Genomic DNA, 12,980 nt, shown 5'->3' on the forward strand with positions numbered 1-12,980 from the left:
AGTTACATAGTTATGAGCCGTTCCCGAAAGGATAAGAGTTGGGTTTCTGCCGTGGTGGTTGAAACGTGCTCTGCGGGGCAGCGAGCTGCGCTTAGCAACGTAACGTAACCGAACCGATGCCAAACCCGCATCAATCCCGTTACGCGGCTAATGCTCACTAGCTTTACGCCCCACAGACCACTCTTAGATGCCTTGTAACCGAACTAATCAAGGGGGAATTTAAAGTGAGTGAAAGACACCTATTTACATCAGAATCAGTATCCGAAGGTCATCCCGATAAAATCGCGGACCAAATTAGTGATGCTATTTTAGATGCTATGTTGGAACAAGACCCGCAAGCCCGGGTCGCCGTTGAAACTTCTGTGACAACGGGGTTAGTGCTCGTCTTTGGTGAAGTTTCCACCAAAGCCTACGTCGATATTCAAAAAGTTGTGCGTGACACCATCAAGTCAATTGGTTATGTCGATGGCCAATACGGTTTCGATGGTGACAACTGTGCCGTCTTAGTTTCATTAGACGAACAATCACCTGATATTGCGCAAGGGGTCGATGATTCCTTGGAAACCCGTGAAGGTGACGCGGATCCATTGGACCAAATCGGTGCTGGTGATCAAGGGATGATGTTTGGCTATGCCATTAACGAAACCCCTGAATTGATGCCATTACCAATCGCGTTGAGCCATCGCTTAATGCGTAAGATTGCGGAATTACGTAAAAACGGCACGATTAAGTGGTTGCGGCCTGATGCCAAAGCCCAAGTGACCGTGGAATATGATGCCGACAATCAACCAGTGCGGGTCGACACGGTCGTTGTGTCCACGCAACATGATCCTGATGTCGAATTAGACGAAATTCGGCAAACGGTCATTGACCAAGTCGTTAAAGCGGTTATTCCAGCTAATTTGTTGGATGACCAAACGAAATACTTGGTTAACCCTACTGGTCGCTTCGTGATTGGTGGGCCGCAAGGTGATGCTGGCTTAACTGGTCGGAAAATCATCGTTGATACCTATGGTGGGTTTGCTCATCATGGTGGTGGGGCCTTTTCTGGGAAAGATGCCACTAAAGTTGACCGCTCAGCAAGTTATGCGGCGCGTTATATTGCCAAAAACATTGTTGCAGCGGGCTTAGCGGACCAAATTGAAGTCCAATTAGCATATGCCATTGGGGTTGCACAACCGGTTTCAATCTCCGTTGATACGGCCGGCACTAGCAAAGTGAGTGATGAAGCGTTAATTAACGCCATTCGCAAACACTTTGATTTACGGCCAGCTGGGATTATTAAGATGTTAGACTTACAACGGCCAATTTACCGCAAGACGGCGGCTTATGGTCATTTCGGTCGGACTGACATCGACTTACCTTGGGAACATACTGACAAGGTGGACGAATTAAAAGCTGAATTTAACTAATAAAAACGTTTCGGGCACGCAGGCTTGAACGGTCTGTAGGTACTCGACGCTAAAAGCGACCTTTATTAAGGGCGCTTTTTTTGTGGCGTGCGTTTGGGTTATATTGGTTGCACCAGTGGTCTTGCCGCTGCCAGCTGACCGTAATTCCAGCCGCCATGGGGACCGGTCCAAGCCTGAGGGGCGGTCTTGGGCCTCGCTTTTGAGCCTAAAAAGCAAGTCTCAAAAGACGTCCGTGGTGTAAACGGAATACAACCCAATCCCGTTAACGCCACCCGCATGGCGGCTTCCATTACGGTCAGCTGCCAGCTAGATTGATTTTTAGATGATAATAGTGTCACGCCAATTCAGTTTGGTGGTTGGTGCCAAGTTGATGATAAATAAGCGTATGACATGACTTTTCAGAAGCGTCTAGTTCAGCTAGTTGATTATAATGAGGTCAGTTGGTAGTGAAATTACCAATGTTTGGAAAGACTCATCTGTCCTTTTATGTATACCGGATAAAGTTTTTTCAGCAAAATAAGCACTATCAAAACAAATAATCGTGCTTCCTACCAACATGGTTTTAAGCACCACCGTAAGTTTTCTATACAAAAAAGGTTCGACACCACACGAAAAAGGAAGTGTCACCAAACTAAGCAGTAAGTTATGAAAGGGAAAGTGAATTATGCAACAACGTAAAACCAACGTAATGGCGGTTACGGTCGCCATTTACGTCGCTACATTTATGAGCGCCATTGAAGGGACGATTGTGTCCACGGCGCTGCCGACGATTGTCGGGGATTTACATGGGGTCGCCTTGATGAACTGGGTGTTCTCGATTTATTTGTTAACTAATGCCATGATGACACCGATTTATGGGAAGTTAACTGATTTGGTCGGTCGTAAACCGGTCATGCAAACGGGATTAATTATTTTTATTATTGGGTCAATGATGAGTGGGTTATCCGATTCGATGCCAGTTTTGATTTTCTGGCGCGCCATTCAGGGGATTGGCGCCGGTGCGTTGATGCCGGTCTCGATGACGATTATTGCTGATATTTATTCATTTGAACGGCGGGCCAAAGTGCTCGGCTTCAACAGTTCGGCGTGGGGGATTGCGTCGGTGCTGGCACCGTTAATTGGGGGCTTGATCGTTGATAAGTTGAGCTGGCACTGGATTTTTTTCATTAATGTGCCGGTCGGTTTGATCACGTTATTCCTGTTCCAATTTTATTTACGGGAACCCAAACGACACAACAAAGTTAAAATCGACTACCTTGGTAGTTTCTGGTTAATGCTATTTTTACTCGGCTTAATGCTGAGTTTCCAATTGTTAGGCAATACGACAATTAGCTGGGCGAGTGTCGTGATTGCGTGGGTCGTCAGCGCGGCCAGTTTATGGTTGTTCATTCGGCGTGAAAGTCATACAGATGAACCGGTTATTTCAATGGACTTATTTAAAAACCGGACATTCGTCATTCAAAATGCCGTGGCCGCTTTGATTAGTGGTTTCTTGATGGCCGTGGAAGTTTATATTCCAACGTGGACGCAAGGTATCTTAGGTGTACCGGCATCCTTAGCGGGCTTTGCCGTCACGCCGAGTTCGTTGATGTGGATTGTCGGGTCATTTGTGACCGGTCGCTTATTGGCCAAATGGGCCCCACGTAAAATTTTGTATTTAAGTTTATGCTTTATTTTTGTCACCGGTCTTTGCTTGGCGTTGTTGCCAGTTTCGACCGCGTTTGGCTGGTTCTTCTTAATTACGGCGATTGGTGGGGTCGGTTTCGGGATTACGATTACCGCTACCACGGTCACTTCGCAACATTTAGTCTCATCGGAAAATGTCGGGGTGGCGACGTCGTTTAATACGTTGAGTCGGACGATTGGGCAAACGTTAATGATTTCGGTCTTTGGGATTGCTTTGAACGTTGGGATGAACCAAGGAATTTCCAGTCATGCGGGCACCAATATGGCGATGATGAATAAATTAATCAATCCGCAAACTGCCACGGAATTACCGACGAAGTTATTACCAACTTTGCATGGTATTTTGTATACGGGTCTGCATTGGGTATACTTGATTGGGTTGGCTTTGATCGTGTTGGCCTTTATCGTCAACAGTTTAGACCGGGGTCCCCAAATGACGGCTGCCCAACATGCGGCTAAGTTGAATAAGGACTGATTTAAGTACCATGAAAAAATGGGTTAAAATTACGAGTATCATCGTTGTCATTTTGGTCGTATTGGGATTGGGCGGGTTGGCCGGGGTGCATCATGCCATCTATCAACCGTCCGAAACGGCCCAACAAGTCGCCAAAAAGGCCACCACGACAACTAACAAGTACACGTACTATAAAGGTTATGGTGGCAAAACGAGTGTGATTTTTTATCCGGGGGCGTTAGTGTCGCCGAATAGTTACAGCATTTGGGCAGAAAATTTGGCCCAGCATGGGTATAACGTCTATGTCATGCATTTTCCGCTAGCTTTGGCGGTATTAGCCGGTAACCAAGCGAACGCCGTGCCCCGCGCAGCCCGCCATAATTACGTTATCGGTGGGCACTCCCTCGGTGGCGTGATGGCCAGCCGCTATGCGCATGATCATCAGACGGCCGGGCTTAAAGGCGTCTTTTACTTGGCGAGTTATCCCGATAAAAAGGGTGATCTGTCTATGACGCATTTAGCCGGCTTGTCCGTGACCGCTTCTCGTGATGGGGTCTTGAATTGGCAACATTATCGAAAAAATCGCCGGTATTTGCCGAAAAATACCACGTTTACGTCGATTAAAGGTGGTAACCACGGTGGGTTTGGGAGTTACGGTCATCAAAAAGGTGATCACCAAGCAACCATCAGTAATGCGCAACAACAAACGGCCATTAGTCAGCGATTAGAACACTGGTTAGTGGGATTACAATAAGCTCAGTTAAACGTAGTATCACGATTTAGCGTGGTATTGCGTTTTTTTGTGGCTCATTTTCAGGTAGGTAAAGCGCTAACTTATCGGTTATAATAAAGTTAATTATTGGTTCGTTGTTGCAATAACTTCATAAAATGCAAAGAAGGCGATTGAGATGTCACCCAAAAGCAAATGGGGGTTAAGGGGCTGTTACTTGGTGGCGGATTTATTACTGCCGTTTCCAGTGCTATATTTATACTTTTTACCAGCGATTATGGTCAACGACTTAACGACTAATGGTTGGAAGATCCAACTGTTCAAGTTGGGATTACTATGTAGCATGAAATTCTTGATGTGGTCGTTGCCAGTGTTAGGATTTCTAATTTGGTGGCGTTATCGGGTCCAACATCCGTGGTTTTATGAAAGTTGGTTAGTCCTAGTTTTGGCTGCCAGTAGTTTTGTCCAGTACGCGGCTCCCGGTGCTGAGACAACTTGGAATGCCCCCATGTTTAGCATTGTGCTGGGATTCATTTGGTTGTTTGCGGTCACCGAAGTTTGCTCACGCCGGCGCCGATTACCGCCACTTAATTTTTATTGTTTTTTCGATAATAGTCGCTAACAAAAAAAGGCCTAGCCAATGATTGGCGAGGCCTTTATCGTTTTTGAATGGCGATTAAATAAGGTGGAAAATGCACTTGGTTAATGAAGCCATATTGTAAGACTTGATAAGCGTGTTGATCCAAGTGTTCCACGTGGTCTAACACGGCTTGCGCTTCGGTTTGACCACCGGGATGGCCACTGTACACGAGTAAGATAATGACGCCATTCGGAGCTAAACGGGCTTCCAAGGATTCAATGGCCGTGAGCGTGGTGGCTGGTTTGGTGATAATATTTTTATCGCCACCGGGGAGATAGCCGAGATTAAAAATGGCGCATTTAATCGGTTCTTCAGCCGGAATCACGGCGGCTAAAGTTTCGTGGCCAGCATGCGTCAAAGTGACTTGATTGGTGAGCCGTTCTGCTTTGAGGGCGGCAGTCGTGGTATCGATGGCACTTTGTTGAATGTCAAAGCCATACACGCGGCCATGCGGGCCGACTAATTGCGCCAAATAAACCGTGTCGTGACCGTTGCCGACCGTTGCATCGACGACGTGATCACCGGGGTCGACGACTTGATTAATCAAAGTATGGCTAAATGCTAAAGCCGAACTAAGTTGGATAGTAGAACACTCCTTTGAGTTTGTAGGTCAAGCGGATCGTTTGAAGTTAAAATTACCTTGTCGATGGCGGGTCGTTAAGCGGGCACTGACGTAGGTGAGACAACTGCCCAGCAGCGCACCGCCAATTGTATCACTCGGGTAGTGGACGCCCACGACGATGCGGCTGGTCATCATCAATAAGATTATAAGCAAGCCGCCCACAAATAGCCATCGTTTGACCACCGGATTTTGCCAGTGTTCAAACGCAATGACTAATAAGCTGAGTACCAGCACCGTGGTCGTCGTTGAATGCCCACTAGGATAACTGTAACCGCCAATTTCAACGAGCCGCCAAGCCGTGGGTCGGGGCCGTTGAATCAGTTGTTTAACGAGATAATTGCCGTAACCCGCTAATAACCACGTATTCACCCAGAAAAAAACGGCCGCTTTACTTTGGTGACCGATAATCAATCCTAGACCAATCATCAAGGTGATGATGGTAATCGTGTGCGGATTGCCGAGTTGGGTGTACCACACCATACTCGTTTGAAACCAAGTTGGTGTGTGATGTAGCCAGTTGGCAATGCCGGTATCAAAGGCAGTTAGCCAGGCCGGACTTTGCCAAACGGCTGCCGTCCATGCGAGCCAGCCGAGGAATACTAACGTCATATAAGAATCGGCTCGTCGCCAATGTTTAAGGGGCATACCAAAACCTCCGCAAAAAATTCACTCCGATTATTATAGCATGGTTATTACATAATTTATAAAGAGACGCAATATTTGTTATCAAAAGGCGGGCTCGGCCCCTTGAAAAAGCGGGCGGGGTTTGCTACCATGAAAACAATAACTTTGCGACTCTGACAAGGATTAGTAGTCGACGATGTTTTCCAGAAACTCCGTGGTCGTTGCAAACGGGGACTCATCGTCGGCGAACTCACCTTCGAGTCATCTGGCTGAAAGCAATTGTAGGTTCAGACGTGATTTCGCGTTAAGAAAAATCAAGAGGCCATGCATTGCGTGGAATCATAGGTGGTACCGCGGAACCTCGTTTCGTCCTATAAGCGCTTTTTGCTTATAGGCTTTTTTTGTAGAGTGGACGTGGGGGCGGTTTGCGGGCGAGCATTGCCTAGCGTTGGGCCGAATGCGGTTTTGGCATTGGGACCAATGCGTAGCAAGCACAACCCGCAGCCCCACGGCCACGTTTCAGCAAAACAAAGTTAGACCAACATCAAAGTCGCAAATGCTATCAATTACATAGCATATCCAAGAAAGGGGCACAATTATGGCATACAACCATAAAGTCATCGAACGCAAATGGCAACATTATTGGAAGGAAAACAAAACTTTCAAAGCATCAGATAATACCGACAAAAAGAAGTACTACGCCTTAGATATGTTTCCATATCCATCAGGCCAAGGCTTGCACGTGGGGCATCCAGAAGGGTATACCGCAACCGACATTATGTCACGGTTGAAACGGATGCAAGGTTACAACGTGTTACATCCAATGGGCTGGGATGCGTTTGGCTTACCAGCTGAACAATATGCGTTGAAGACGGGCCATAACCCTAAAGATTTCACCGCTAAAAATATCAAAAACTTCAAACGTCAAATTCGTTCACTGGGTTTCTCATATGACTGGGACCGCGAAGTTAATACGACTGATCCAAGTTACTACAAGTGGACCCAATGGATTTTTGAACAATTATATAAAAAAGGTTTAGCTTATGAATCTGAAACGCTCGTTAACTGGGCACCAGATATGATGGGCGGGACCGTGGTTTCTAACGAAGAAGTTGTGGACGGCAAGACGGAACGGGGCGGTTACGACGTTTATCGGGTGCCAATGAAACAATGGAGCTTAAAGATTACGGCGTATGCCGACCGTTTAATTGATGACTTAGATGACATCGACTGGCCGGAAAACATCAAGGAACAACAACGGAACTGGATTGGTCGTTCGGTCGGGGCGGCCATTCGTTTCAAGGTCGCGGGCCAAGAAGATAAAGAAATCGAAGTCTTCTCAACCCGTCCTGACACGTTATATGGGGCCACTTACATGGTTTTAGCACCGGAACATGAATTAGTGAAAACTTTGACCACCCCGGAACAACAAGCGGCCGTGGATGCGTACAAAGCTAAAATCGCCACTAAGTCAGACTTGGAACGAACTGACTTGAATAAGGACAAGACCGGGGTCTTCACTGGGAGCTACGGCATTGACCCCGTTAATGGCGGAAAGTTGCCAATCTGGATTGCTGATTATGTGCTCGCTTCATACGGAACTGGGGCCATTATGGCCGTACCAGCGCACGATGACCGCGACTACGAATTTGCTAAGAAATTTGATTTACCAATCAAACCCGTCATTGCGGGTGAAAATGACTATGACGCCCAAGCCTACACCGGTGATGGCGAACATATCAACTCCGGTTTAGTGGACGGGTTAGCCAAGCAACCCGCCATTGATAAGATGATTGATTGGTTAGTTGAACATGATTGTGGTAAGAAACAAGTCAACTACCGGTTACGGGACTGGATTTTCTCACGGCAACGTTATTGGGGCGAACCAATTCCCGTAATCCATTGGGAAGATGGCGAAACGACCTTAGTACCAGAAGACGAATTGCCATTACGTTTACCAGCCACGAAGAACCTCGAACCATCCGGGACCGGTGAAAGCCCATTAGCCAACATCGACGACTGGGTCAATGTGGTCGATGAAAATGGTCGTAAAGGGAAACGTGAAACGAACACGATGCCACAATGGGCCGGGAGTTCATGGTACTTCTTGCGTTACGTTGATCCTCACAATAAAGAAGCCTTAGCTGATTACGATAAGTTACAATACTGGTCACCAGTCGACTTATATGTCGGTGGGGCGGAACATGCCGTCTTACATTTACTTTATGCCCGTTTCTGGCACAAGTTCTTGTATGACTTAGGCGTGGTGCCAACTAAGGAACCTTTCCAGAAGTTAGTCAACCAAGGGATGATTTTGGGTGACAACCATGAAAAGATGTCCAAGTCGCGTGGTAACGTGGTTAACCCCGATGATATCGTGGAACAATATGGGGCCGATACGTTGCGCTTATACGAAATGTTCATGGGACCATTGGAAGCTTCTATTCCTTGGAGTACCGATGGCTTGCATGGGGCTAATAAGTGGATTGAACGGGTTTGGCGACTCATCATTGATGACAACAACCGGGTCCGGGACCGTGTCACTACAATTAATGACGGTAAGTTGACGAAAGTTTACAACCAAACCGTTAAAAAGGTGACCGAAGACTATGAAGCCATGCGTTTCAACATTGCGATTTCGCAAATGATGGTCTTCGTCAACGAAGCCTACAAAGTTGATGACTTACCAGTCGTTTACATTGAAGGCTTAGTGAAGATGTTAGCGCCAATCACGCCACATTTATCCGAAGAATTGTGGGCCTTATTAGGTCATGAAAACACGATTACCTTTGCTAGCTGGCCAACTTACGATGAATCGAAGTTAGTTGAAGACACCGCGCAAATCGTCTTACAAGTTAACGGGAAAGTTCGTTCGCACGCCGAAGTCGCTAAAGACATGGGCAAAGATGAACTTGAAAAATTAGCTTTAGCCGATGCCAAGGTCCAAGAATTCATCGACGGCAAGACGGTCCGCAAAGTGATCGCCATTCCTGGTAAATTAGTTAACATTGTTGCTAACTAGGATACTTGCTTGATTGCCGCTTCCGGTCAGCAGTAATTCCAGCCGCCGTGGCGACCGGTTTGAGCCTGAAAAGCGGTCTCGAACCTCACTTTGAAGCTTGGCCCAACCCGCCAATCTTCAAAGATGTCGGTGCCGTAAGCTCGGCTAAAACCATGCCGAACTAACGCCACTTGCACGGCGACTTCCATTACTGCTGACCTCCAGCTAAATTGATTTTAATATGAAGATAGCTCAGTTCTGATTCTTTATCGGAGCTGGGCTATTTTTGTGTTGAGTAGTCTTAATTCGATTGTTAAGTCGCAATGATTTTAGTTGCCGTATGAATGAGGTACCGAACTACTGCGTATATAGCATTTAAATTTCGTAAGAGGATGATGCGCAATATTTAGCAGAGTCAGATCAAATTTTGAAAGAAGGCTGTTTGACGATGATTTTGCGTATGTGATTCAGATAGAATGCGCAATTGGTCAGCGGCATCCCGGAAGCAAGTTAAAGTGTGAACGTGCCAAAGTTGTTCTTAGTCGAGTGGTCTGCTCGGCTTAGAACAAGGACGTCTTTTGAGATTAGCGGGTTGGGCTGAGCTCAAAAGCGAGGTTGGCGACCGCTTTTTGGCGCCAGCCGGTCCTGGCACGAGAACACTTTAACTTGCTGGAGGATTCGTTCGAAGCTGGATTCCCATGACACCTAAAATTGGTGACCAGTGGCAAAAGCAAACTTTTGGGTAAGGGTGGGTTAGTTAAGGTTCGTTAAAAGTCACCGAGAACCCTTAAATTCAATTGCAACTTAGCGCTATTTCATCTAAAATAGTTAAGATTGAACTAAGAAAGTAGGTTACGAAACATGTCTGAGGAATCAAAGGCGAAGCAGCCGCAAAGTCCGCACGTTAATTCTGATGCTGACGCCCATGCGAAAATGGTCAAGGGCTCAGCTTGGATGACGGCCGGCAGTCTCTTTTCACGGATTCTCGGGGCAATTTATATTATTCCCTGGGTAATGTGGCTCGGCAATCACTATTCACAGGCCAACGCGTTATACGCGAAGGGCTATAATATTTATAGTTTCTTCCTATTAGTTGCGATTGGGGGTATCCCTTCCGCAATCTCTAAGCAAATTTCAGAATATAATGCTATTAATGAATACGGCGTCGGGCAACGGTTGTTCAAACGCGGGTTACTATTAACCGCCGCCTTAGGACTGTTGAGTGGCCTAATTTTGTGGTTTGGGGCTAAACCGATTGGCTTCGTCTTTGGGGGCAGTGATCCGAATGTGATTCCAGTCTTGCGGGCCTTAGCCATTGCGTTAGTAATCATCCCATCGATGTCGTTAACGCGGGGCTTTTTCCAAGGGTACCAACAAATGGCACCGTCCGCGATTTCCCAATTTATTGAACAAGTTTTCCGTGTGGTTTACATGTTGGGTGCAACGTATTTCATCATGAAAGTTCAAACGGGGGACTGGGTCAACGCGGTCACGCAATCGACCTTTGCGGCGTTTGTCGGGGCAGCGGCCAGTTTCTTACTGTTAGCTTGGTACTATTACCGGCAACGGCCGGAACTCAATCGGTTGGCTGCGCAAAGTGATGCCAAATTAGTGATTCCAGTTTGGCAGTTATTTAAAGATATTATCGTGCAAGCCATTCCGTTTATCGTGATTGATACGGCGACCACGGTCTTTAACTTGTTGGACCAAGCGACTTTCCAACCAATCATGCAAGCGACGTTCCATACTAAAGTAGTCGTTATTAATGACTTGTACGCGTTATTTGCCTTTAACGCCAATAAGTTAGTCATGATTATTGTGTCGTTAGCGTCCGCAATTGCGGTTACGGTGGTCCCATTGTTATCAGAATCGTTGGCAAGTGGGAACTTCCGCAACATTCGTAAACAATTAGAAGACGCCATCGTCTTATTCTTGTTTATTATGATTCCGGGTGCGCTCGGGATGGCGGCAGTAGCGCAACCATTGAATACGTTATTTTATAGTTATAGCCAAATCGGGACGATGATTTTACAAATCTCTGCGTTCACCGCGATTGTTTTAGGACTATTTACGGTCGTGTCAGCGTTGATGCAAGGATTGTCACGTAATCGCGATATTATTCGGTTTTATTTGATTGGGTTAGCGGTCAAATTAGTCGTGCAGTGGCCATGTATTTACTTGCTCTCGGCAGCCGGTCCATTAGTCGCAACTGCGATTGGGATGGCGGTCGCCAGCTTAATGGCCTTGTATGACTTGGAAGTCAACTTCGGTATTCGCTATGTGAAGTTATTACCTAAAGTGAACCGGATTTTGATTTACTCGATTTTGACTTATATTGCGGCCACTTTAGTCGTGCATGGACTTAACTTGATTTTAAATGAACAAAGTAAAACACAAGCATTTTTGATTGTCATCTTGGCAGTCGCAGCAGGGGGCGCGGTCTACGCGTACTTTGCCTTGAAATCCCGCTTAGCTGATCTGATGATTGGCGGACGGGCCGCTGGTTTACGGCGGAAGCTTCGGATTAAGTAGGTGAATTATGCGAATTGATAAATTTTTACATGCGATGCGAATTGGTACCCGGACTCAAGTGCGCCGGCTGATTAAAGATGGCCACATTACGGCCAATGGTGAACCAGTTTTGTCCGGCAAGCAACAAATCAATCCCGGTAGCGATGCGGTCTTTTTAGATGACGAGCAAGTTCGCTATCAACAATATTTTTATTATGTAATGAATAAACCATTAGGCGTCATTACGGCGACGGTCGACGCGCAAGCAAAAACGGTCCTCGATTTATTTAACACGACGGATTATCGGGATGATTTATTTCCCGTTGGGCGCTTAGATAAAGATACTGAAGGCGTGCTCGTCATTACTAATGACGGGGCCTTGTCACACGCTTTGTTAGCACCAGCGCATCACGTGACGAAGCTCTATGAAGCCGAGGTCACGGGCGAAATCACCGCGGAACAAGTGGCGGGCTTTAACGCGGGTATCACGTTAAAAGACGGGACGCAACTACAGCCGGCAGAAGCTGAAATCGTTGAATTTCATGAGATTGAAAACTTCACGACCATCCGGATTAAGATTCATGAAGGTAAGTACCATCAAGTTAAACGGATGATTGGCACATTGGGTGAACGGGTTGTCCAATTACAACGTATCAAGTTTGGTTCCTTACAATTACCAGTCGGTTTGTTAGCTGGTAATTATCGGGCCTTAACAGACGCCGAATTAGCTGCGTTAAAGGCCGATGCTGGTCAAGAAGAAGATTAATTAAAATAAGCCTGATGAAATTTTAAATTTCATCAGGCTTATTTATTTTGCCACTTTAAAATGGATTTGGTAACCCGTTAGCAATTTTATCGGCCTTAGCTGCCGCCCGTTCTTGTTCAACCAGGTCGGTGGCGTGGGGGTCGGCATAAATGGCAATTTTTTCGTCGACGCCTTTGAGATTGGCCATGACTTCACGTTGCGCCGCTAAGATACGGTCGCGATGGGCTTGCAGCAGGGCGCGTCGTTGCGGAATCGTGGCCGGACCTTGCATCACGGCCTCGATATAGGTACGAATATCGGCAATTTTCATGCCCGTATTTTTTAGACAACAAATCGTTTTTAGTAAATGTAAGTCGCTGTCGGTAAAGACCCGATAACCGGCCGCGTTGCGCGCCACAAAGGGGAGGAGGCCTTGTTGGTCATAGTAGCGTAACGTATAAATCGACAAATTAGTCTTCGCGGCGACGTCTTTAATGGAATAAGGTAGATTGCAAATTTAATCCGAATTTTTGGACAAATTGTTCAGCATAACCT

Annotated in this window: 11 protein-coding genes and 1 other annotated feature; of the genes, 7 read left to right on the forward strand and 4 right to left on the reverse strand. The window is 46.5% G+C overall.

Features of this window, described 5'->3' with window-relative positions; translation table 11 throughout:
* The first annotated feature begins 224 nt into the window (after positions 1–224).
* The 4 genes from metK to DY78_RS11845 all read left to right on the forward strand — a co-directional run bounded on the left by metK (position 225) and on the right by DY78_RS11845 (position 4,904).
* A complete protein-coding gene (gene metK / locus DY78_RS11830) occupies positions 225–1,412 on the forward strand; it encodes a methionine adenosyltransferase (RefSeq protein WP_024623865.1) in 1,188 nt (395 codons plus the stop codon).
* Positions 1,413–2,076: 664 nt separating this feature from the next.
* Positions 2,077–3,573 carry an MDR family MFS transporter gene (locus DY78_RS11835; RefSeq protein ID WP_024623864.1) on the forward strand — a complete coding sequence of 499 codons (1,497 nt, stop codon included), beginning with the start codon at positions 2,077–2,079 and terminating at the stop codon, positions 3,571–3,573.
* Between the two features lie 10 nt (positions 3,574–3,583).
* Positions 3,584–4,306: an alpha/beta hydrolase gene (locus DY78_RS11840; protein ID WP_024623863.1), complete on the forward strand. Its 723-nt coding sequence runs from the start codon at positions 3,584–3,586 to the stop codon at positions 4,304–4,306.
* Between the two features lie 196 nt (positions 4,307–4,502).
* The gene (locus tag DY78_RS11845; protein WP_156404127.1) at positions 4,503–4,904 is read left to right on the forward strand and encodes a hypothetical protein; all 402 of its coding nucleotides are present in this window, start codon (positions 4,503–4,505) and stop codon (positions 4,902–4,904) included.
* Between the two features lie 34 nt (positions 4,905–4,938).
* Here the strand turns inward: DY78_RS11845 and mnmM are convergent, their stop codons facing one another.
* Both mnmM and DY78_RS11855 read right to left on the reverse strand, forming a co-directional pair.
* Positions 4,939–5,505 (reverse strand): tRNA 5-(aminomethyl)-2-thiouridylate-methyltransferase MnmM, encoded by a 567-nt coding sequence (mnmM, locus tag DY78_RS11850; protein WP_024623861.1) that lies wholly within the window; start codon positions 5,503–5,505, stop codon positions 4,939–4,941.
* A 27-nt stretch (positions 5,506–5,532) separates the two neighbouring features.
* Positions 5,533–6,189, reverse strand: a complete 657-nt coding sequence (locus DY78_RS11855) for a phosphatase PAP2 family protein (protein WP_024623860.1) — start codon at positions 6,187–6,189, stop codon at positions 5,533–5,535.
* 143 nt (positions 6,190–6,332) lie between these two features.
* Positions 6,333–6,545: a binding site (T-box leader), on the forward strand.
* Positions 6,546–6,766: 221 nt separating this feature from the next.
* On the opposite strand from DY78_RS11855, the gene leuS reads away from it, so the two are divergent.
* A complete protein-coding gene (gene leuS / locus DY78_RS11860) occupies positions 6,767–9,190 on the forward strand; it encodes a leucine--tRNA ligase (protein ID WP_024623859.1) in 2,424 nt (807 codons plus the stop codon).
* Between the two features lie 26 nt (positions 9,191–9,216).
* On the opposite strand, the gene DY78_RS16190 is transcribed toward leuS, so the two are convergent.
* The gene (locus tag DY78_RS16190) at positions 9,217–9,378 is read right to left on the reverse strand and encodes a hypothetical protein (protein WP_156093421.1); all 162 of its coding nucleotides are present in this window, start codon (positions 9,376–9,378) and stop codon (positions 9,217–9,219) included.
* 652 nt (positions 9,379–10,030) lie between these two features.
* Here DY78_RS16190 and DY78_RS11865 point away from each other — a divergent pair.
* On the forward strand, positions 10,031–11,701 hold the full coding sequence (locus DY78_RS11865) for a putative polysaccharide biosynthesis protein (RefSeq protein ID WP_024623858.1): 1,671 nt from the start codon (positions 10,031–10,033) through the stop codon (positions 11,699–11,701).
* 7 nt (positions 11,702–11,708) lie between these two features.
* Positions 11,709–12,446 carry a pseudouridine synthase gene (locus tag DY78_RS11870; RefSeq protein ID WP_024623857.1) on the forward strand — a complete coding sequence of 246 codons (738 nt, stop codon included), beginning with the start codon at positions 11,709–11,711 and terminating at the stop codon, positions 12,444–12,446.
* A 55-nt stretch (positions 12,447–12,501) separates the two neighbouring features.
* Here the strand turns inward: DY78_RS11870 and DY78_RS11875 are convergent, their stop codons facing one another.
* Complete coding sequence (locus DY78_RS11875) at positions 12,502–12,942, reverse strand: MerR family transcriptional regulator (RefSeq protein WP_029778791.1); 441 nt, start codon at positions 12,940–12,942, stop codon at positions 12,502–12,504.
* Positions 12,943–12,980: the final 38 nt, after the last annotated feature.

The sequence above is a fragment of the Lactiplantibacillus fabifermentans DSM 21115 genome (genome assembly GCF_000498955.2).
Lineage (GTDB): Bacteria > Bacillota > Bacilli > Lactobacillales > Lactobacillaceae > Lactiplantibacillus > Lactiplantibacillus fabifermentans.

Excerpts from the sequence above, each read along its gene's own strand:
- DY78_RS11855 (WP_024623860.1), bottom strand. The coding sequence starts at position 6,189 with ATGCCCCTTAAACATTGGCGACGAGCCGATTCTTATATGACGTTAGTA.
- DY78_RS11840 (WP_024623863.1), top strand. The coding sequence starts at position 3,584 with ATGAAAAAATGGGTTAAAATTACGAGTATCATCGTTGTCATTTTGGTC.
- leuS (WP_024623859.1), top strand. The coding sequence starts at position 6,767 with ATGGCATACAACCATAAAGTCATCGAACGCAAATGGCAACATTATTGG.
- DY78_RS11870 (WP_024623857.1), top strand. The coding sequence starts at position 11,709 with ATGCGAATTGATAAATTTTTACATGCGATGCGAATTGGTACCCGGACT.
- DY78_RS16190 (WP_156093421.1), bottom strand. The coding sequence starts at position 9,378 with ATGGAAGTCGCCGTGCAAGTGGCGTTAGTTCGGCATGGTTTTAGCCGA.
- DY78_RS11865 (WP_024623858.1), top strand. The coding sequence starts at position 10,031 with ATGTCTGAGGAATCAAAGGCGAAGCAGCCGCAAAGTCCGCACGTTAAT.
- DY78_RS11835 (WP_024623864.1), top strand. The coding sequence starts at position 2,077 with ATGCAACAACGTAAAACCAACGTAATGGCGGTTACGGTCGCCATTTAC.